At 65.9% G+C, this 19,448-nt stretch carries 17 protein-coding genes and 2 pseudogenes; 6 read left to right on the forward strand and 13 right to left on the reverse strand.

The features are described from left to right. Positions 1-342: 342 nt before the first annotated feature. From BMY03_RS00005 to BMY03_RS00025, 5 genes are read right to left on the reverse strand one after another with little or no spacing between them, the layout of a single operon-like run. Complete coding sequence (locus tag BMY03_RS00005) at positions 343-771, reverse strand: hypothetical protein (RefSeq protein WP_023631785.1); 429 nt, start codon at positions 769-771, stop codon at positions 343-345. Positions 772-798: 27 nt separating this feature from the next. After that, the gene (locus BMY03_RS00010; RefSeq protein WP_094009888.1) at positions 799-1,758 is read right to left on the reverse strand and encodes a lysylphosphatidylglycerol synthase domain-containing protein; all 960 of its coding nucleotides are present in this window, start codon (positions 1,756-1,758) and stop codon (positions 799-801) included. Next, entirely contained in the window at positions 1,758-2,960 is a 1,203-nt protein-coding gene (gene clsB / locus BMY03_RS00015) for a cardiolipin synthase ClsB (RefSeq protein WP_094009889.1), read from the reverse strand. The genes BMY03_RS00010 and clsB overlap by 1 nt, the downstream gene beginning before the upstream one ends. Continuing rightward, positions 2,957-3,730, reverse strand: a complete 774-nt coding sequence (locus tag BMY03_RS00020; RefSeq protein WP_038706117.1) for an endonuclease/exonuclease/phosphatase family protein — start codon at positions 3,728-3,730, stop codon at positions 2,957-2,959. Before BMY03_RS00020 ends, clsB begins: the two co-directional genes overlap by 4 nt. Beyond that, positions 3,727-4,644, reverse strand: a complete 918-nt coding sequence (locus BMY03_RS00025; RefSeq protein ID WP_094009890.1) for a DUF72 domain-containing protein — start codon at positions 4,642-4,644, stop codon at positions 3,727-3,729. Before BMY03_RS00025 ends, BMY03_RS00020 begins: the two co-directional genes overlap by 4 nt. A gap of 157 nt (positions 4,645-4,801) precedes the next feature. Here BMY03_RS00025 and BMY03_RS26720 point away from each other — a divergent pair, with 157 nt between their 5' ends. From BMY03_RS26720 to BMY03_RS00035, 3 genes are read left to right on the forward strand one after another with little or no spacing between them, the layout of a single operon-like run. Then, positions 4,802-4,936, forward strand: a complete 135-nt coding sequence (locus BMY03_RS26720) for a hypothetical protein (RefSeq protein WP_256586252.1) — start codon at positions 4,802-4,804, stop codon at positions 4,934-4,936. A gap of 13 nt (positions 4,937-4,949) precedes the next feature. Then, positions 4,950-5,345: a low affinity iron permease family protein gene (locus BMY03_RS00030; RefSeq protein ID WP_038706118.1), complete on the forward strand. Its 396-nt coding sequence runs from the start codon at positions 4,950-4,952 to the stop codon at positions 5,343-5,345. Between the two features lie 14 nt (positions 5,346-5,359). Next, positions 5,360-5,911, forward strand: coding sequence for an ATP-dependent Clp protease proteolytic subunit (locus BMY03_RS00035; protein ID WP_023631812.1), 552 nt, complete (start codon positions 5,360-5,362; stop codon positions 5,909-5,911). Between the two features lie 46 nt (positions 5,912-5,957). Here BMY03_RS00035 and BMY03_RS00040 read toward each other — a convergent pair whose 3' ends face one another. After that, on the reverse strand, positions 5,958-10,088 hold the full coding sequence (locus BMY03_RS00040; RefSeq protein WP_094009891.1) for a CheR family methyltransferase: 4,131 nt from the start codon (positions 10,086-10,088) through the stop codon (positions 5,958-5,960). Between the two features lie 324 nt (positions 10,089-10,412). On the opposite strand from BMY03_RS00040, the gene BMY03_RS00045 reads away from it, so the two are divergent. Together BMY03_RS00045 and BMY03_RS00050 are read left to right on the forward strand one after the other, a co-directional pair. After that, positions 10,413-10,622: a con-10 family general stress protein gene (locus BMY03_RS00045; RefSeq protein WP_023632601.1), complete on the forward strand. Its 210-nt coding sequence runs from the start codon at positions 10,413-10,415 to the stop codon at positions 10,620-10,622. A 102-nt stretch (positions 10,623-10,724) separates the two neighbouring features. Next, positions 10,725-10,943: pseudogene (locus tag BMY03_RS00050) on the forward strand (DUF6555 family protein); the annotation flags it as partial. A 79-nt stretch (positions 10,944-11,022) separates the two neighbouring features. Here the strand turns inward: BMY03_RS00050 and BMY03_RS26260 are convergent. Then, on the reverse strand, positions 11,023-11,190 hold the full coding sequence (locus BMY03_RS26260) for a hypothetical protein (protein ID WP_158659514.1): 168 nt from the start codon (positions 11,188-11,190) through the stop codon (positions 11,023-11,025). A 146-nt stretch (positions 11,191-11,336) separates the two neighbouring features. Continuing rightward, positions 11,337-11,951: a LuxR C-terminal-related transcriptional regulator gene (locus BMY03_RS00055; RefSeq protein WP_023632602.1), complete on the reverse strand. Its 615-nt coding sequence runs from the start codon at positions 11,949-11,951 to the stop codon at positions 11,337-11,339. Between the two features lie 106 nt (positions 11,952-12,057). On the opposite strand from BMY03_RS00055, the gene BMY03_RS00060 reads away from it, so the two are divergent. After that, positions 12,058-13,677: an ATP-binding response regulator gene (locus BMY03_RS00060; protein ID WP_038706120.1), complete on the forward strand. Its 1,620-nt coding sequence runs from the start codon at positions 12,058-12,060 to the stop codon at positions 13,675-13,677. A 17-nt stretch (positions 13,678-13,694) separates the two neighbouring features. Here BMY03_RS00060 and BMY03_RS00065 read toward each other — a convergent pair whose 3' ends face one another. The 5 genes and pseudogenes from BMY03_RS00065 to BMY03_RS00085 form a co-directional block, all read right to left on the reverse strand. Then, positions 13,695-14,006, reverse strand: a complete 312-nt coding sequence (locus BMY03_RS00065) for a hypothetical protein (RefSeq protein ID WP_094009892.1) — start codon at positions 14,004-14,006, stop codon at positions 13,695-13,697. 201 nt (positions 14,007-14,207) lie between these two features. Beyond that, a complete protein-coding gene (paaZ, locus tag BMY03_RS00070; protein ID WP_094009893.1) occupies positions 14,208-16,256 on the reverse strand; it encodes a phenylacetic acid degradation bifunctional protein PaaZ in 2,049 nt (682 codons plus the stop codon). Positions 16,257-16,294: 38 nt separating this feature from the next. Next, the gene (locus BMY03_RS00075; RefSeq protein ID WP_094009894.1) at positions 16,295-17,527 is read right to left on the reverse strand and encodes an OprD family porin; all 1,233 of its coding nucleotides are present in this window, start codon (positions 17,525-17,527) and stop codon (positions 16,295-16,297) included. Between the two features lie 35 nt (positions 17,528-17,562). Next, positions 17,563-19,131: pseudogene (locus BMY03_RS00080) on the reverse strand (cation acetate symporter); the annotation flags it as partial. Then, positions 19,122-19,430 (reverse strand): DUF485 domain-containing protein, encoded by a 309-nt coding sequence (locus tag BMY03_RS00085; RefSeq protein ID WP_023631978.1) that lies wholly within the window; start codon positions 19,428-19,430, stop codon positions 19,122-19,124. The pseudogene BMY03_RS00080 and the gene BMY03_RS00085, both read right to left, overlap by 10 nt. Positions 19,431-19,448: the final 18 nt, after the last annotated feature.

Below are 19,448 nucleotides of genomic sequence, written 5' to 3' on the forward strand. Positions count from 1 at the left end.
TGATGGTTATGTAACACTCAAGGTGTTGTCACCTATGTGAGTGAACTTTTGTGTAACCCATGTGGGTGATCCGTACAGCGCTCCATTCATCCGGCCCTCCGCTTCGCTCCGGGTCCCCTCACTCCGGCCTTGCTCCCGGGAGGACCGCGCTGAACGCCCCATCCTGGGGCGCAGCGCTTGACGGGCATCCATGCCCGTCACCTCCCTCCGCAAGACCTCCGTTCGGCCTCCTGAAGTCGCGAAGTTACGGGCGGCGCCTGGGCTGACGCAGCTGTCGCTAGCTGGGTAGGGCGCTAGACTTCTGATCGGCAACGGCAACGGCAACAACTCCACGCGTTCGCGTCAATGCGTCTGCCAGATCCCATTGTTGCGTTCGCAATCACTGCGCGCCTGCCCCAGGCTTGGGGTGTCGTAGTAGTAGGTGATGATCCGCGCATCCTTGGGCACAGCCGGCCGTGTCGAGGGCTCGCCGCGCCCTGCGGCATCAGGATTGGCCAGGGTCTCCTGGGTCAGCGGGGCGATGCAGCTGCCCACGCTGCCATCGGCGCAACGCTCGACCTTGCGTTTCTGGCTGTTGAGCATCTCCTTGCTCTCGTTGCTGCACGACCAGGCAATCGCTTCGGCAGGCATGTTGCCGTAGCTGTAGCAGGTATGCTGCTGCACCGGCTTGACCGCCTCGCTGGACGAGCGGGTGACCACGTCGCAACCTTCGGCCAGCACCTGCCCGCTGAGCAGGCTGCCCAGCAATGCCACACACAGAATGAACCGCATGACGAACCTCCCGGGCCGATAGGGCCCTCAGCGCTTGTCCAGGGCTGGCCCGGCCTGTCGGCGCAGGGCCTTGGCGCGCTTCTCCAGAACCAGGTAAGTGATCACCGCCAGCAACAGCGGGATCAGGTAGTACAGCGTCCGATACCCCAGCAATGCGGCCACCAGCGTGCCCTGGCCCAATTGCCCGTGCAGCAGGGCAAGGAACACTGCCTCCAGCACCCCCAGCCCGGCAGGAATATGCGCCACCACCCCTGCCACGCAGCTGATCAGCAACACCCCCAGTACCGACGGATAGAACAGCTCCGGCGGCAGCAGCAGGTGGATCAGTGCCGCCATCAACGCCCAGTTGCTCGCGCCCAGCGCCACCTGGCACAACGCCAGGCGCAGGCTCGGCAGGGTCACTTCATGTCCGCGCAGATGCCAGGTACGTCGCTTGGCGAAGGCACAGGCGAGCAGGTAGGCGGCTGCAACCGCCACCATCAGCACACCGATCAGGCGCAGGCCGCCGGCGCCCACCGCCCAGCTTGCCGGCAGCTTGACCAAGCCCAGGGCGAACACCGTGCCGGCCAGCAGCAGATAGCCCATCCAGTTGGTCAACAGCCCCAGGGTGAGAATGCGGGTGATGGTCGCGGTGTCCAGCCCCAGCCGGCTATACAGGCGGTAGCGCAGGGCCACGCCGCCGACCCAGGTGGTGAAGTTGAGGTTGAACGCATAGCAGACGAAGGCCACCGGCAGCACCTGGCGGGCCGGCAAGCGGTGGCCGGTGTAGGCGCGAGCGAGCAGATCGTAGCTGGCAAATACCAGGTAGCTGCACAGGGCCAGCAACAGCCCCAGGGCCAGGGTAGAGGGCCGGTAGGCCAGCAGCGACTGGCGGACTTCGTTCCAGTCCAGGTTGCGTGCCAGGGTGAACAGCAGCACCGGTATCAATACCAGGAATAGCAGGGTGAGCAGCCGCATGCCCCAGGTCTTCCAGCGTGGCTTGGCCATCAGGTCTTGCCCCCGTTGAAGTCCACCGGCGCTTGGTTGTCCGCCTGCAGCGACTGCAGACGCTGCCGGTGCGCGGGGAACCAGCCGGCGATGCGCGGGAAGTAGCGGGTGATGTGGAAGCCCAGGAAGATCAACGGCGCGCGCCACCAGTAGCCACGCACCATACGCTCCAAGGTCACACGCTTGCAGTGCGCGGCACTCAGTTCGCTTAAATGCCGGTACAGCCCCTCGTTGAAGGCACGATCGCGGATCATCAGGTTGGCTTCGAGGTTGAACGACAAGCTCAGCGGGTCGAGGTTACTCGATCCCACGGTGGACCATTCGTCGTCCACCAGCGCCACCTTGCCGTGCAACGGGCGCTGGCAGTACTCATGGATCTGCACATTGTCGCGCAACAGGTAGTTGTAGAGCAGGCGCGACAGTGCGCGTACCCAGCGCATGTCCGGTTGCCCCTGGAGAATCAGGGTCACCGCCACGCCACGCCGGGCAGCGTTGCGCAGCTCGCGCAGCAATCGGTAGCCGGGGAAGAAATAGGCGTTGGCCACGACGATGCGTTGCCGGGCTTCACGGAAGACTTGCAGGTAGCACGCCTCGATGTCGGTGCGATGGCGACGATTGTCGCGTTCCACCAGCACGGCGCTGATCGAACCTGCGACGTCACCGCCCGGCACCACTGCGCTTGGCCCGCCCAGCACGGGGGCGAGCATGCGGCAGCTGGAAGCGTGCACCTGGGCCAGCACCGGGCCTGTGACTTCCACGGCGTAGTCCTGCTTGGCCTGCGGGCCGAAGTCGCCGAGATGGTCGGCGCTGTAGTTGATACCGCCAATGAACGCGCGCTGGCCATCGATCACCAGGATCTTGCGGTGCAGGCGCCGGAACAGGTTGGTACGCATGCCAGCCAGGCGCGGTTGCGGGTCGAATGCATGGAAGCGCACCCCGGCCTCGGTCATCGAGGCAATGAACTCGTCAGGCAGGTCGGCGGTGCCGTAGCCATCAACCGCCACCTCCACCCGCACGCCACGGCGCGCCGCGTCGATCAGCGCCAGGCGCAGCGGCTGGCCGACCTTGTCGTCGTAGATGATGAAGGTTTCCAGGAGGATCTCCTCCCGGGCTTGGGCTATCGCCTCGAACACACGCGGGTAGTACTGCTCGCCGTTGATCAGCAGTTCGACGTGGTTGCCGTCGCTCCAGGCCTGCTTCATAGCGTCACCTGCGCTACCAGCGGAGCATGGTCCGAGAGGTGCGACCATGGGTATCTGGACAACACCCGTGCCTCGCACGCCTGGGCATTGCGCAGGTAGATGCGGTCCAGGCGCAGCAGCGGCAGGCGCGCGGGAAAACTGCGCGCCGGCGTGCCGAAGGCTTCGCTCAGCGATACCGACAGCCGCGCATCGGCCTTCAGGCGCCAGTCGTTGAAGTCACCGGCGACGATGACCGGCTCCTCCGGCGGCAGGCGCTCGAGCAAGGCCAGCAACAAGTCGACCTGACGCTGGCGGTGCTCCTCGCGCAGGCCCAGGTGCACACAGATCGCATGCACCTGCTCATGGCCGGGCACTTCGAGCTGGCAGTGCAACAGGCCGCGCTCCTCGTTCCCATGGATGGACACATCGAGGTTGTCGTAGGCGCGGATGGGGAACTTGGAGAGCAGCGCGTTGCCATGGTCGCCATGGGGATAGACCGCATTGCGCCCGTAGGCGAACTGCGGCCACATGCTGTCGGCGAGGAACTCGTACTGCGGAGTCTGCGGCCAGGTCGGATGGCGCTCGGCATGGCGCTGATGGCTGCCGTGCACCTCCTGCAGGAACACCAGGTCGGCGCCGGTGGCACGCACCGCCTCGCGCAGCTCGGGCAGGATGAAACGGCGGTTGAACAGGGTGAAGCCCTTGTGCACGTTAAGGGTAAGCACCGTCAGACGGTTTACGGCCGTGACGTTGTCGATGATGCGGTCGGGGGCGGGCAGGGTGCCGTTCATAGCGACTCCTGCGGCTCGACGCCGGGTTCGGTCACCAGCTCGCCGTCCAGGCCCAGCTTACCCAGCAGGCGGCGGGCATCGTAGGGGGCATGTACCTTCTGGTCATTGTCGAAGTAGCAATACACATCCCGCGAGGCGCGTTTCGCCGGAGCGCGCCGGATGATGCGCTGGGCATCCTCCGGCTGGCCGCCTGCGGCCCAGGCCTGGATGCGCAGGCGCCAGCGGCGCAGGGCGCTGGCGGTGTAGCCGCTGCTGTAGAGCTCGACATCGCCGTGCAGGCGCAGGTAGACGAAATCGGCCGTGACTTCCTCGATATAAGGCCATTTGCCGGCGCTGTCGGCGACCACCAGCGCGACCTTGTGCTTGCGCAGCAGGTTGATGAAGGTGTCGCAGAGGAAGCTCGGATGGCGGATCTCCACGGCATGGCGCAAGCGCGCATTGCCGCGGATGGCGCTACCACCGTTGTCCTGCAAGCGTTCTGCGGCCTGCCGGGCACAGGCGCGCGCGGCCTTACGGTCGCGGGGCAGCAGGGCGAGAAAATCGCTGAAGCGCTCAGCGTCGAACTTCATGTTCGGGGGAAACTGCCAGAGGAACGGCCCCAGCTTGTCACCCAGCAGCAATGGCCCCGAGGCAAAGAAGTTGGCCAGCGGCTCGTCGATGTCGCGCAGCCGTCGCACATGGGTGATGTAGCGCGGCGCCTTCACCGAAAAGACGAAGCCTTCCGGTGTTTCATCGCGCCACTGTCGGTAGCGCTCGGGGGTCTGCAACGCGTAGAACGAGCCATTGATCTCGATGCTGTTCACCGCCCGCGAGGCGAACGCCAGCTCATCGTCCTGGCGCAGCCCCTTGGGGTAGAAGTCCTTGCGCCATGGGCCATAGCGCCAACCGGATATGCCAATGCGGATCTCGCTCACGAGGGCTCCCTTTCGTTCGTGCACTCTTGACTAGCGACCGGCATCGCGGCGTCAGGGTTCAGCAGGAATGACGAGTGGCCGGTGGCGCAAAACCCGGAACTTTGCCTGCCATCCGGCCCTCCACCACAGAGGGAAGCAGCCAATGGAGGCAACGCCGATGAACAGCGAGACAGAACCGGGAGACGTGCAGGCGCCGCCAGCACCGACCGAGGCAGACGATGAAGAACCCGAGGTGCTGCCGGACGACCCTGACATCAAGGGCCTGCCCGGAGAAACCCGGCAGCCGGCCTGAGGGAGCGCTAGCCATGAAATTCGATCGTTTCGCCCAATGGCTGGCCAACCGCAGCGGGCGCCCGGCGAGCTTCGTCATCGCATTGATGCTGATCATCGCCTGGGGCGTGAGCGGGCCGCTCTTCCATTTCAACGACACCTGGCAACTGGTGATCAACACCTCGACCACCATCATCACCTTCCTCATGGTGTTCCTGATCCAGAACACCCAGAACCGCGACAACGACGAACTGCACATCAAGATCGACGAACTGCTGCGCACCACCCAGCGGGCGCACAAGGCCCTGCTCGACCTCGAGGACATGGGCCCGGCCGAACTGCATGCGCTGCGCAAGCAGTACCAGCAACTGGGCGAGCACGACCAAGCGGCGCCGGGCAACGACGCACCGGCCAAGGACACCCTTGACTGACCCTGGAGGACGGCATGGCCAGACACATCATCCACTACACCGGCCCGATCAATTCCGCGACTTGCGGCAACCTCATCAACACCTGTTCCAAGGCCTTGCAGCAGGGCGCCGAGGTGTTGCAGATCAACATTGCCACCATGGGCGGCGAATGCAGCTACGGTTTCACCCTGTACAACTTCCTGCGCTCACTGCCGGTGCCGGTGCACACCCACAACCTGGGCACGGTCGAATCGATGGGCAACATCCTGTTCCTGGCCGGCAGCCACCGTACCGCCTGCGCCTACAGCAAATTCCTGTTCCACCCGTTCCACTGGACCCTGCACGGCTCGGTGGACCACTCACGGATGGCCGAGTACGCGATGAGCCTGGACTATGACCTGCGCCTGTATGCGCAGATTGTCGCCGAGCGCACCGAGGGTGCGAGCGAGCGGCTCGATGTGCCGCGCTACCTGATGGCCTATCCACGGATCCTGGGCCCCCAGGAAGCGCTCGACAGCGGGATGATCCACGCAGTGGACGAACTGCCGATCGAGGCCGCTGCCGTGCAGTGGAGCGTCCATGCCTGAGGCACGACGGCGCCCCGGCCACAGGCAGGCCGGGGCGGGTAGGGCGTCAGTAGGGTAGCGAGCCGCTCAGACCCTCGATCGCCTCGATCAGCTCGTCGTAGCCCACCGGCTTGTTCAGGTGCCGGTCGAAGCCCGACTGGCGCGAGCGGTACTGGTCGGCGCTGGCCCCGTAGCCGGTCAGGGCGATGGCCGGGGTATAGCGCAGGTGCTCCAGGCCCCGCAGGGCCTTGATCAGGGCGTGGCCGTCCATGACCGGCATGCCGATATCCGAGAGGATGATGTCATAGCGGCCATGGGCGGCCGCCTCGAGTGCGGCCTGCGGGTTGCTGTAGGCCTCGACTTCGGCGCTTTCCATTTCCAGCAGTTGCTGCATCACCTCGAGGATTTCCACCGAGTCGTCCACCAGCAACACCCTGACCCCGTTCAAGCGGCCCTCGATGTTGTCGTCGCTGGTATCCGGCTGGGCCTGCTGTCCGGGGTCGGACAACGGCAGGCACACCGTGAAGGTGGCGCCGCAACCCAGGCCGGCGGACGTCGCGCTGACCGTGCCGCCATGCGCTTCCACCAGCTGGCGCACCAGCGACAGGCCGATACCGAGCCCGTCGCGGTGGTTGCCGGAGGCTTGTGGCGCGGCTTGGGAAAACAGGTCGAAGACGCTTTCCAGGCTTTCGTCGGTCAGGCCGATACCCTGGTCGATGACCTCCAGGCGCGCCTGGTTGCCATGGCGGGCCAGCGCCAGGCGGATCTCGCTGCCGGCGGGGCTGAATTTCAGCGCATTGTTGAGCAGGTTCCAGACGATCTGCTCGAGCCGGGTGCTGTCGGCCTCGACGTACACCGGTGCGCCGTCGGCGGGCAGCGCCAGGCGCACCTCGCAGGCGTGCTGCTCGTTGGCCAGCACGGCCTGGATGGCCTGCAGCACCGCGCACAGGTCGAGCACCTGGGTCTTGAGCTTGAGCTTGCCGGTGCGGATACGCGCGACATCGAGCAGGTCATCGATGATTCGCGCTTGGCTCGAGACCGCCTCACAGATAGTGCCGACCGCCTTGCTGGCGACACCGTTGCCCTTTACCGACGGGGACCGGCGCAGGATTTCGGCATTGAGCTGAATCAGGTTGAGCGGGTGCTTGAGCTCGTGGGACATGACGGCGAAGAACTCGTCCTTCATGTGGCTGGTGTTCTGCGATTCAGCGAGCTGTTTGCTTTGTTCATCGTGCAGACGCTTGTGCCCCGTCAGGTCGCGGGCAATCTTGACGTAGCCGCGCAGGCTGCTGCCCTTGAGGCGCGACACTTCACCGCTGCAGTAGAAGCGGCTGCCGTCCTTGCGCACATGCCAGCGCTCGTCCTGGCCACGACCGTGCAGGCGGGCACTGCGCAGTTCGCGCTCGGGCAAGCCACTGGCCCGGTCCTGCTCGGTGAAGATCAGTTGGTAATGATGGCCGAGCACCTCATCCTTGCCATAGCCGAAGATCAGCGCGGCGCCGGTGTTCCAGTCGGTGATCAGGCCCTGCTCATCAAGCAGGATGATGGCGAAATCATGGGTACTCTCGGCGACCAGGCGCATGCGCTCCTCGCCCTGGCGCAGGCGTTCCTCGGCGGCGCGGCTCTGGCTGATGTCGATGAAGGTCAGCACGGTGCCGTCGACGTTGCGCTCGCTGGCCCGATACGGCAGCAGGCGGGCCAGGTACCAGTGCTGGTTGTGGCCGACCACTTCGCGCTCGATGGTGGTCTCGCGCTCGACCACCGCCCGGGCGTCGTCGGCCAGGCCCGGATAGTCGAGGCGATGGGTGATGTCGAGCAGCGAGCGCCCGGTGTCCACCGGCAGCATGCTGAAGATATCGGTGGCGCGCGGGGTGAACCAGCGGATGCACAGGTTGCGGTCGACGAACACCGTGGCGATGTCGGTGGACGCGATGAGGTTGCTCAGGTAGTCGTTGACCTTGTCGGTTTCCTCGACCTTGATCTTGAGTTCGTAGTTGACCGTCAGCAGTTCTTCGTTGATCGACTGCAGCTCTTCCTTGCTGGTTTCCAGCTCCTCGCTGGCCGAGCGCAGCTCCTCGTTGATCGCCTGCATCTCTTCGTTGGAGGCGGTCAGCTCCTGGCTGGAAAACTCCGACTGCTCGATGGTTTCCTGCAACTGCAGGCGCGTGCGGTGCAGTTCGCGCTCCAGGTTGCCCAACAGCATCCCTTCGGTCTGTTCGACGCCGGGTGCCCGGGTGATCGCGTTGTCGGCTTCGCCGCTCTGGAAAACCACCAGCAGGCACTCGCTGCCACTGGGTTCGTCCTGGTGCGGTTGGACCAGGATGCGTACCCCTTCGGTATGCTCGTCGAGGTCGAGGGAAACTGTGCGCGACGTTACCGCCTGGCCGCTGCCCTGGGCCTGCAGCAAGGTACTGCGCAGGGCCGGACGCAGCGGCGTGAGGACCAGGTTGAGCAGGTTGTGGCTGAGCTCGCCGCCGGCATGGCGCAGATAGCGCCCCACGCCCTCGCTCATGTGCAAGATATTGCCCTCGGTATCGACCACCAGGCTCGGCGGCGTGCAGCGGGCGAGGGCTCGGTGATGGATTTCGGCATAGGACAGTTTGCGGGCGGCGCGTGCCCGGGCCGGCGCCGGAGCGAGCGCAGGCTCGGGGGCTTGCAGGCGCGCCGGATGACGCACGGCCGCCACTTCACGGGCGCGGAAGATGCGGTTGCGCTTGTCCACGGCGACGAACAGGTCGGCCGCAAGGTCGGTGGATTCGGAGCTGCCCAGGAACAGATAGCCGCCCGGGCGCAGCGCGAAGTGGAACAGGCGCAGGATATCGCGCTGCACCTCCCGGTCGAGGTAGATCAGCAGGTTGCGGCAGACGATCAGGTCCAGTTGCGAGAACGGCGGGTCGGACAGCAGGTTGTGGCGGGCGAACAGGACTTTTTCGCGGATTTCCTTGCGCACCCGGTAATGCTGGTCCTCCTTGAGGAAGAACTGGCGCAGCCGGGCCGGCGACACATCGGTGGCGATGGCGTCCGGATACTGCCCGCAGCGACCGATGCCGATGGCGCGGTCGTCAAGGTCGGTGGCGAAGATCTGCACCTGGGCACTGCGTCGTTCGATCGCCAGCTGTTCGCTTACCAGCATGGCCAGGCTGTAGGCCTCCTCGCCGGTCGAGCAGCCAGCCGACCAAACACGCACCTCGCTGGCCGGCTCTTCGTTGCCTTCGCGGTTCACCAGGCCTGGCATCACATGGCGCTGCAGGGCCTCGAAGGCCTCGCGGTCACGGAAGAAGTTGGTCACGCCGATGAGCATGTCGGCCAGCAGCGCCCGTGATTCGTCCGGATGGCATTGCAGGTAGTCGCGATAGCCGGCCAGGTCGGTCTGGCCGGTCACGTGCAGGCGCCGCTCCAGGCGGCGCAGCACGGTGGCGCGCTTGTAATGGCTGAAGTCGTGGCCGGTGTTGTCCTGCAGCGACAACAGGATTTCGTCGAGCAGCGGGTCGCACGCCGCCGGGTCGCCCTCGCGCTCGCCCAGCGCGGGCGGCAGGCTGTCGTCGTCGATGCGCGGCAACTTCACCTGGCGGGCGGTGCGCCACATCTCGACCAGGCGGGCGGGCATCTCGGCCACCGGCAGCACCAGGTCGACCATGCCGGTGGCCAGCGCCGCCCGGGGCATCTCGGGGTATTCGGCATCCTCGGGGGCTTGCACCAGGGTCACGCCGCCCTGTTCCTTGATCCGCGACAGGCCCACGGCGCCGTCGCTGCCGGTGCCCGACAGCACCACGCAGAATGCATGATCCTTGTGCACATCGGCCAGGTCGCGGAAGAACAGGTCGATGGCCACATGGTCGCCACGGCTGCGCTTGGCCGGGCTGACGCGCAGGTAACCGTCGTTGGTCGACAGGCGATTGGCCGGCGAAATCACATAGACATGATTGCGCTCGATCGGTACTGGTTCGCTGACCTGGCGCACAGGCATGCTGGTCACCGCCTGGATGATCCGGTCGGCCTGGCTCTGGTGGTCCGGCGACAGGTGCAGCACCACCACGAACGCCATGTCGCAGTCCTGCGGGGTGTGGCGGAAAAAGGTGCGGATTGCTTCCAGGCCGCCGGCCGAGGCGCCGATGCCGACCACGGGGAAATCCAGGTGGCTCGGGCTGAGTGCCGGATTGTGCGGCGAGGCGAGGGACGTTTTGCTGGAGGACTTCATGGCATCAGCCTTGTACGGACCTGGAAATGGCCCGCTTGGTCGGGCACTGGGCGCAGATTATAGGCTGCTGTTCATCCCGCCGACGAGCGGTTGGCGCCAAGCAAGGGCCGGTATACGAGGGTAAGCGGTCGGCAAGCACGGTGCATGGGGGCGTCTCCTTCGTCCACCGTCAGTAGTCAGAGCTGTGACCCTTGGCCAGGCGGATAAGTGCCGTCGGTCAGAACCTCGGTACAACAAATGAGCCGTTGGCTTGCGCCCCTGTTCGTAATTAAGTGCACGGCATCTTCGCGCGGCACGTCCAATCCAGCGTAAAGGAGAAACGTCATGGCTCGTGACCAGGATCAGACCGGACAACGCGGCGGCACCAAGGAAACCAACCCCGGCAACTTCGCCAACGACCGTGAAAGGGCCTCGCGGGCGGGCCAGAAGGGTGGCCGCAACTCTGGCGGCAACTTCGCCAATGACCGCGCCCGCGCCTCCGAGGCCGGCCGCAAGGGTGGTCGCAACAGCCACGGGAGCACCAGCGGTTCGTGACCTTGCGGGCCCTCCCTTGCTGTTGTGGACATTTTTTGAATTTTCATGGAACGACGTGATCTGTCAGAAAGTCATCCATGGAGAAGAGGAGGGCCTGCGTCAATGCCAAGTCCCCAGCTGTTTACCATCGAATACCTGCTGCACGGTCAGCCACGACGTTTCATCATCCGCCAGGAACACATGGACAATGCCGAGGCCTGGCATTGGGCGAGTTGCGACGCGGGTTTGGGGATCATTCCGAAGTTCGGACGCGAGCGCATCAAGAAAGTCAGCCGGCCCATGGCCGAACGGCATGGGATAACCGAGGTGCGCTGGAGGGTGTGAACCGGCGTGGACCTGGCCAGCTAATAGACTTCAGTGAAAGAGCGGGCCTGGCCCGCTCTTTCACTGCCATGCACACTCAGGCGCCTGACTCCGGGTCGCTGGCCGGTACCCCAGGGCGGTTCTCTTCCTCGGTCAGGTTCGGGTCGGCATCCGGGTCGTCGGCCTGATCATTGCGGCGGTCTGGCTCGAGTTCCGGCCAGTCGCTCTGCACATCGCCACCGCCCATCCAGTGTTGAGTGCTCATGTCGTCATCCTCTCCTCAGAGTGAAAAAACGGCCCACGCTCGGGCAGGCCGAACACAGGCGTGAACATCGCCACCCTCATGGATTGGGAGGTTGCAAAGCGCTTGAAGGGTCGATTGCATGCCACGGTGCGCCGACCAGCGGTCGCTCAGTTTCCGGAATATTTCACCGCGGCGGCCGTGCGGGTCGGCACATTGAGGGTCTTGAGCAGCGACGACACATGGATGCGCACGGTGAATGGCGAGATGTCCAGTGCCCGGGCGATCTCCTTGTTGGTCTTGCCCTGGGCGATCAGGCGCAGTACGTCCTGCTGGCGGTGGGTGAGCTGTTCCAGCTCGCTGGGGGCTTCCAGTTGCGGTAGCAACCCGCTGGGCGCGTAGTCGACCACCACTTCGCCGTCGCGAATGGCGAGGATGGCCGCGCCGATGGCTTCGGGGCTGACGCTCTTGCCGATGAAACCATCGACGCCGGCGGCCATGACTGCGCAGATCACCTCCGGGTCGTCGACCATCGACACGACGATCAGCGTGGTGCGCTGCAGTTGGCGGCGCAGTTCGGCGAGGCGGCCGATGCAGGTGAGGCCGGGGAAGCGCAGGTCGAGTATCAGGGTGTCGGGCGTCTCGCCCATGCTGGCCAGCCTGAGCACATCGGCCAGGCTGCCGGCTTCCTCCAGGCGCGCCTCGGGCAGGATGCGCCGCACGGTGTTGACCATGGCTTCCCTGAACAGCGGATGGTCATCCGCCACGATGATGCGGCAACTCACGTCGTGGAACTCCCTGTCAGCCGACACATGCTAATTTAGCAGTCACCTGCGGTTTTTTCCCACGCAGCGTGCCGCAAATGCCGACTGGCGCACAAGGACGTTACCCATGAAGTTCGAGAAGAACAACGAGCTGGACCAGGCCAACCTGCGCATCATCGTCGCCTCCTGTGCGATCAGCTACGTGGCGTTGCTGGGTTTCCTGCCGGGCCGCTCGCCTGCCACCTACCTGCCGGTGCTGCTCTACTACGCGGGATTCGTCGTGGTGTCGATCGGCATGCGCCAGGCGATCAAGCGCTGGCCCGGGCACTACCCGGCGCGGCGCATCTTCGGCATGCTGGGCGATTACACCGGCACCAGCTTCGGCCTGGTGGTCGGCGGTGAAACCGCGCTGCCGCTGTATGCGGTGATGGTCTGGATCAACCTGGGCAACGGCATGCGCTTCGGCTCGCGCTACCTGGCCATCGCCACCGTGCTGGCCCTGGCCGCGCTGGTTGTGGTGTGGCAGCTGACCCCCTATTGGCAGGAACAGCCGTTCCTGCTGCCGATGCTGCTGACCACCAGCACCCTGATTCCGTTTTATGCCCACCTGCTGCTCGAGCGCACGCGCAAGGCCACGGCCCTGGCCGAGGCGGCGACCCGCGAGAAGTCGCGCTTCCTGGCCCAGGCCAGCCACGACCTGCGCCAGCCGATCCATTCCATCGGCCTGTTCACCGCCTGCCTGCGCGAAGCGCGGCTGGGCGAGGAAGAGCGGCGCCTGGTGGACAGCATCGACCGCTCGCTGCTCAACGTCTCGCAGTTGTTCCGCTCGATCCTCGACCTGTACACCCTGGACAACGGCCGCGTACAGCCGAAGTGGGAAACCTTCGCCGTGGACGGCTTCCTGCGCGAGTTGTTGCGCCAGAACAGCGAGGCGGCGCGCTGGGCCGGGGTCGAGATGCGCCTGGTGCCCAGCCGCCACTGGACACGCGCCGACCCGGGGATGCTCGCGACCATGGTGCAGAACGTGCTGTCCAACAGCTTCAAGTACGCCGCCGGGCGCCCGTTGCTGATCGGCGTGCGGCCACGCGGCGAGGGGCTGGCCATCGTCGTCTGCGACCAGGGCCGGGGCATTGCCGAGGAGCACCAGGGTCACGTGTTCGAAGAGTTCTACCGGGTGCGCGAGGCACGTGACAAGGACGTCGAGGGCGTCGGCCTGGGGCTGGCCATCGTCAAACGCCTGGGGCAACTGATGGGTTTGGCGGTCAGCCTGCGCTCGCGCCAGGGGCATGGCACCACGCTGACCTTGCAAGGGTTGCCCAAGGTGCCGGCACAAGTGCCACGGGCCGTTGCCGACCAGGCCGTGCAGGCCGGCATGCTCACCGGTTTGCGGGTGTGCCTGGTGGAGGATGACCACAACGTCCTGCAGGCCACCAGTGCCTTGCTGCAACGCTGGGGGTGCGAGGTGCAGGCCGAGAGCTCGCCCTTTGGCCTGGCCAGTGACTGCGATGTGATCGTTGCCGACTACGACCTGGGCCCACAGGCCACCGGCATCGACTGCATCGACCAGTTGCGCGCGCAACGCGGCGCCGAAGTGCCGGCGCTGATCATGACCGGCCATGATATCGACAGGCTGCAGGGCGCCCTGCAGGCACGGGGTATCGCGGTACTGGCCAAGCCGGTGCGACCGGCGGAGCTGCGTGCGGCGCTGCGGGGTTTGCGTGAGAGCGTGGCAGCACCGGTGGTCTAGGCCGGCGCCCTCGACCATCACTGGAAGACCGGCGCCTGGCCTTCTTTCCAGCAGGTGGGGGATGGTGTGTAGATACCCATGCCGGCCACGGCCACCAGGCCGCCGCTGGGCACCTGGCAGTCGTACTGGCCCTTGCTGGTGCTGGCGGTGAAGTAGGTGGTGTTGGAGTCGCTGCGCAGGTTGCTGACCTTGCTCACGGGCACGCCGAGGGTGACCTCGGTGCGTTGCTTGAGGGTGTCGGCGCTGGGGCTGGCGGTCTGGCAGCCGGCCATGGCGGCAAGGCCGGCGAGCAGGACGAGGGACTTGAAAGGGAAGGACTTGAGGATCATCGCGTTGCTTCCTTGGCATTGTTCTCGGTACGGCGCCCGCGCCGCCAGGAAGGGGGCTGGCGGTGGGGCGCTTGGCCGACTATAGCGCTGAGGCGGCGTTGCGCGATGTAGGGCGGATGTCCGAGGTGGCATTTTGCCTTGATTGGGTTGCGGGATGCCTGCCACCTGACTGCATGCAGGCATCTCGCCGCCCACTGGCAGTCAGCGCTTGAGCACCAAGGTCAGAATGTCATAACTGGCCACCAGCTCACCCAGCTGGTTGGTCACCTCCACATCCCAGGCCACCACCCCTTGTGGCTGCCCCTGCGGGCTGGTCTTGCCCTGGTCGATCTTGCGCTTGCAGGTCAGGCGCGCCTGGATGGTGTCGCCGATGCCCACCGGGGTGATGAAACGCAGCGTGTCCAGCCCGTAATTGGCCAGCACCGGCCCTTCGCCGGGGCTGACGAACAACCCGGCGGCCGCCGACAGCACGAAGTAACCGTGGGCGATGCGCTTGCCGAACTGCGACTGTCTGGCGGCGATCTCGTCGAAGTGCATGTAGAAATGATCGCCCGACAGGCAGCCGAAGTTGACCAGGTCGGCCTCGGTCACCGTGCGGCGGTGGGTCAGCAGCGACTCGCCGATGCGCAGGTCGTCGAAATGGCGGCGGAACGGGTGTACTTCGGTTTCGATCACCTCGGCGCCGCGCACATACTCGCCGGTCACTGCCATCAGCATGCTCGGCGAACCTTGCACCGCGGCGCGCTGCAGGTAGTGCTTGACCGCACGCAGGCCGCCCAGCTCCTCGCCGCCGCCGGCACGACCGGGGCCGCCGTGCTTGAGCTGCGGCAATGGCGAACCATGCCCGGTGGACTCCTTGGCCGCCTCGCTGTCGAGTACCAGCAGCCGCCCGTGCCAGGCCGCCGCCACCGGGATGGCCTTGGCCGCCACGGCGCGGTCGGCGGTGACCAGGCTCGCCACCAGGCTGCCCTTGCCGCGGGCGGCCAGGGCCAAGGCCTCGTCGAGGTCGTCGTAAGCCATCAGCGTGCTGACCGGGCCGAACGCCTCGATATCATGGGCACCGCCCTCGGCATGCGGGTCGCGGGCCAGCAGCAGGGTCGGGGCGAAGAACGCGCCCTCGGCCACGCCATCACCGACCGGGGTGAAACCGTCACTGGCGCCCAGCAGCTGCTCGCAGGTGGCCAGCAACTGGTGCACGCGCTCGGCGACATCACGCTGCTGGTCATGGGAGGCCAGCGCCCCCATGCGCACGCCTTCCACCGAAGGATCGCCCACCACCACCTTGCGCAGGCGTTCGCGCAGGCGGGTGGCTACCGCGTCGATGTGCCTGGCCGGGACGATGGCGCGGCGGATCGCCGTGCATTTCTGCCCGGCCTTCGTGGTCATTTCCCGCGCCACTTCCTTGATGTACAGCTCGAACTCCTCGCTGTCAGGGCTCACGTCCGGACCAAGGATGGCGCAATTCAGCGAGTCGGCCTCGGCGTTGAACGGCACCGAGTTGCGGATCAGGTTCGGGGTGACGCGCAGCTTGGCTGCGGTGTCGGCGGACCCGGTAAAGGTCACCACATCCTGCCCCTGCAGGCGCTCGAGCAGGTCACCGGTGCTGCCGATCACCAGTTGCAGGCTGCCGGCCGGCAACAGGCCCGATTCGTTCATCAGCCGTACCACGGCCTCGGTCAGGTAGCTGGTGGACGTGGCAGGCTTGACGATGCACGGCATGCCGGCCAGGAAGGTCGGGGCGAATTTCTCCAGCATCCCCCAGATCGGGAAGTTGAAGGCGTTGATATGCACGGCCACGCCCGCACGCGGCACCAGGATATGGCTGCCGGCGAAATGGCCTTGCTTGCCCAGGGGGATCGCCGGGCCTTCGTGTACCAGGTTGCCCGAGGGCAGCTCGCGGCGGCCCATGCTCGAATAGGCGAACAGCGTGGCGTTGCCGCCTTCGATGTCGATCCAGCTGTCGGCGCGGGTGGCGCCGCTGTGATGGGACAGGGCGTAGAGCTGCTCCTTGCGCTCGGCCAGGTACAGCGCCAGGGCCTTGAGGCGGGCGGCGCGCTGCTGGAAATCCATGGCCAGCAGCTGCTTCAGGCCCTGGACGCGGGCAAAGTCCACGGCCTCGGCGAAGTCCGGGCGTTCCTCGTGGCTGTAGGCCAGGACGTGGCCGTCGAGGGCGCTGCGCAGGGCCTGGGCGCCGTGCTGGCCGATCCAGCGGCCGGCGATGAAGCTTTGCAGGGTAGGGGCGGCGGACATGCTGTTCTCCTTGCTGTTCTGATAGACAGGGGGCGCGCTTACCAGAGCGCCAGTGTGTAGCCGATGATCAGGCGGTTTTCGTCAACGGCATTGGTCAGGCCATTGCCGGAACGGAAGGTGACGTTGCGCCAGCGCAGGCTGACGTCCTTGAACGGACCGCTCTGGATCACGTAGGTGATGTCGGTGTCGCGTTCGCGCTCGCGGCCATTGCTGAGCGTGGCGGTTTCGGCGTGGCGGCCGTCGGTGTAGCGGGTCATGAAGCTCAGCCCGGGGATGCCCATGGCCACGAAGTCGTAGTCGTAGCGCAGCTGCCAGGAGTCGAGCCTGGCGCGGGTGAAGGTGTTATAGGTGACCAGGTTGACGGTGTACGGATCGCCGCCGTTGAGGAACGGGAAGGCGCTGTCGCCGGACATCTGCTGCCAGGTGGCGGTGAACTTGTGGGCCTTCACGCCCAAGGTGAACATGGCGTTGAAGTTGCGGTTGTCGATGTTGCCCGCGCGCTCGGCGCCGTCGCCGCGGCTGTCGAAGTAGCGCAGGTCGCTGCGCAGGCTGATGCCCTCCGCCAAGGGTTGGGTATGCAAAAAACCGACGTATTGCTGGCGGTAGATGTCTTCGAGCTTGGCGTAGTAGTAGCTGACGCTGGCCTGCGGGGTGATGGCGTAGCTGCCGCCGCCGAAGTCGAAGTGATCGCTGCTGGCGGCGCCGTAGCCGATATCATCGCGCCCGGACGAGTCGCGCAGGTTGGCCTTGGTCAGGCGCCCGCCGTTGAAGGTCAGGCCGTCCAGCTCCTGGCTGGTCAGCAGGCCACCCTGGAAGGTCGAAGCCAGCAGGCGGGTATCGTTGTACACCACCACCGGCAGGATCGGCTGCAACGTGCCAAGGCGCAGGGTGCTCTTGGAGACACGCAGCTTGGCGGTCAGACCCAGCTCGCTGTAGTCGTCCACTGGCTCCAGACTGTTTGGCCCGTAGGGCAGCAGGCCGGTGTTGCGTCGGTCGCGGCTAGAGTCGAGCTTGATGCCCAGTTGGCCCATGGCGTCCACCCCGACACCAACCGGCCCCTCGGTGAAACCCGACTCGAAGCGGGCGGTGAAGCCCTGGCCCCATTCCTCGGCCTTGCTCTGCGGGGCGTTGCTCTGGCGGAAGTCGCGGTTGATGTAGTGGTTGCGCAGTTCGAGGCGGGCGTGACTGTCAGCGATAAAGTCCGCCATGGCCGGCAAGGGCAGGGCGAGGGTGGCCAGCCAGGCGGCTGACTTGAGGTGCATGCGGTTCATTGTTGTTGTACCCGACATTGTTATTGTTCTTGAAGTCAGTGCTTGCTGGCACCGGCGGCGCCGATACCGGTCATGGAGCGGATGAACTGGGCCAGGTAGCGCCCACGCTCTTCGTGCGCCCGCTGCGAGCCGTCGGTGACCGAGAAGGCCCAGGCCGCGAGGAAGGCCAGCGACATGGAGAACAGTGCCGGGTTGCTGTAGGGGAACAGCGCCCGTTCGTTGTGCAGCACGTTGACCCACACCGCCGGGCCCAGCACCACCAGCACGATCGCCGAGACCAGCCCGGCCAGGCTGCCGCCCACCGCGCCACGGGTGGTCAGGCCCTTCCAGAACATCGAGAGCAGCAGCACCGGGAAGTTGACCGAGGCGGCCACCGCCAGCACCAGGCCTGAGAGGAAGGCGATGTTCTGCGACTCGAACAGCAGCCCCAGCAGCACCGCGAACAGGCCGATCCCCAAGGTGGCCAGGCGCGATACGCGCATTTCTTCCTGTTCGCTGGCCTGGCCCTTGCGCACCACGCAGGCGTACAGGTCGTGGGATACCGCCGAGGCGCCGGACAGCGCAAGGCCGGCGACCACGGCGAGGATGGTGGCGAAGGCCACCGCCGAGATGAAGCCGAGGAACAGGTTGCCGCCCACCGCCTGGGCCAGGTGCACGGCGACCATGTTGCCGCCGCCGATGATCGCCCCGGTGGCGTCGCGGTAGGACGGCTCGGTACCGACCATGACGATGGCGCCGAAGCCGATGACGATCAGCAGCAGATAGAAGTAGCCGATGAAGCCGGTGGCGTAGAACACGCTCTTGCGCGCTTCCTTGGCGTCGCTGACGGTGAAGAAGCGCATGAGGATATGCGGCAGGCCGGCAGTGCCGAACATCATGCCCAGGCCCAGGGAAATGGCATCCACCGGGTTGGACAGCAGCGCGCCCGGCGCCATGATCGCCTGGCCCTTGGCGTGCACGGCCACGGCGCTGGCGAACATTGCCTCGCTGCTGAAGCCGAAATGCCTGAGCACCATGAACGCCATGAAGGTGGTGCCGGAGAGCAGCATCACCGCCTTGATGATCTGCACCCAGGTGGTGGCGAGCATGCCGCCGAAGGTGACGTACAGCACCATCAGCGCACCCACCAGCATCACCGCGTACAGGTAGTTGATGCCGAACAGCAGCTCGATCAGCTTGCCGGCGCCGACCATCTGCGCCACCAGGTACATCAGCGCCACGGCCAGGGTGCCGAAGGCCGAGGTCAGGCGCACCGGGGCCTGGGCCAGGCGGTAGGAGACCACGTCGGCGAAAGTGTACTTGCCCAGGTTGCGCAGGCGTTCGGCGATCAGGAACAGGATGATCGGCCAACCGGCCAGCACGCCCAGGGCATACAGCAGGCCGTCGTAGCCGTTCATGAACATCATCGCGGAGATGCCCAGGAAGGACGCGGCGCTGATCATGTCGCCGGCGATCGCCAGGCCGTTCTGCATGCCGGTGAGGCCGCCGCCGGCGGTGTAGAAGTCGCTGGCCGAGCGGGTACGCAGGGCGGCCCAGCGGGTCACCAGCAAGGTGAAGCAGACGAACACCAGGAACATCGAGATGGCGGTCCAGTTCATCGCGCGCACTCCTGCTTGACCACTTCGTTGAGCGGGTCGATGACGCGGTTGGCGCGGTGCATGTAGATGCCGGTGAGGGCGAAGGACAGCAGCACCATCAACACGCCCACCAGCATGCCGACGCTGGTCACCCCGCCGCTGAGGGACTGGCCGAGCACGCCCGGGGCGAAGGCCACCAGCAGGACGAAGCCGTAATAGGCGACAAACATGGTCAGGGTCAGGCTGCCGTTGAGGCGGCGCTTGCGCTTGATCAGTTGCACGAAGGCGGGGTGGTTGCTGATGGTTTCGATGTGTTCGGGTGTCATGGGAGCGTTCTCTCTGGC

The sequence above is a fragment of the Pseudomonas soli genome (genome assembly GCF_900110655.1).
GTDB classification, from domain to species: domain Bacteria; phylum Pseudomonadota; class Gammaproteobacteria; order Pseudomonadales; family Pseudomonadaceae; genus Aquipseudomonas; species Aquipseudomonas soli.

Excerpts from the sequence above, each read along its gene's own strand:
- BMY03_RS00085 (WP_023631978.1), bottom strand. The coding sequence starts at position 19,430 with ATGACACCCGAACACATCGAAACCATCAGCAACCACCCCGCCTTCGTG.
- BMY03_RS00065 (WP_094009892.1), bottom strand. The coding sequence starts at position 14,006 with ATGATCCTCAAGTCCTTCCCTTTCAAGTCCCTCGTCCTGCTCGCCGGC.
- BMY03_RS00020 (WP_038706117.1), bottom strand. The coding sequence starts at position 3,730 with ATGAACGGCACCCTGCCCGCCCCCGACCGCATCATCGACAACGTCACG.
- BMY03_RS00030 (WP_038706118.1), top strand. The coding sequence starts at position 4,950 with ATGAAATTCGATCGTTTCGCCCAATGGCTGGCCAACCGCAGCGGGCGC.
- BMY03_RS26720 (WP_256586252.1), top strand. The coding sequence starts at position 4,802 with ATGAACAGCGAGACAGAACCGGGAGACGTGCAGGCGCCGCCAGCACCG.
- BMY03_RS00010 (WP_094009888.1), bottom strand. The coding sequence starts at position 1,758 with ATGGCCAAGCCACGCTGGAAGACCTGGGGCATGCGGCTGCTCACCCTG.
- BMY03_RS00035 (WP_023631812.1), top strand. The coding sequence starts at position 5,360 with ATGGCCAGACACATCATCCACTACACCGGCCCGATCAATTCCGCGACT.
- paaZ (WP_094009893.1), bottom strand. The coding sequence starts at position 16,256 with ATGTCCGCCGCCCCTACCCTGCAAAGCTTCATCGCCGGCCGCTGGATC.
- BMY03_RS00060 (WP_038706120.1), top strand. The coding sequence starts at position 12,058 with ATGAAGTTCGAGAAGAACAACGAGCTGGACCAGGCCAACCTGCGCATC.
- clsB (WP_094009889.1), bottom strand. The coding sequence starts at position 2,960 with ATGAAGCAGGCCTGGAGCGACGGCAACCACGTCGAACTGCTGATCAAC.
- BMY03_RS00045 (WP_023632601.1), top strand. The coding sequence starts at position 10,413 with ATGGCTCGTGACCAGGATCAGACCGGACAACGCGGCGGCACCAAGGAA.
- BMY03_RS26260 (WP_158659514.1), bottom strand. The coding sequence starts at position 11,190 with ATGAGCACTCAACACTGGATGGGCGGTGGCGATGTGCAGAGCGACTGG.
- BMY03_RS00040 (WP_094009891.1), bottom strand. The coding sequence starts at position 10,088 with ATGAAGTCCTCCAGCAAAACGTCCCTCGCCTCGCCGCACAATCCGGCA.
- BMY03_RS00005 (WP_023631785.1), bottom strand. The coding sequence starts at position 771 with ATGCGGTTCATTCTGTGTGTGGCATTGCTGGGCAGCCTGCTCAGCGGG.
- BMY03_RS00075 (WP_094009894.1), bottom strand. The coding sequence starts at position 17,527 with ATGAACCGCATGCACCTCAAGTCAGCCGCCTGGCTGGCCACCCTCGCC.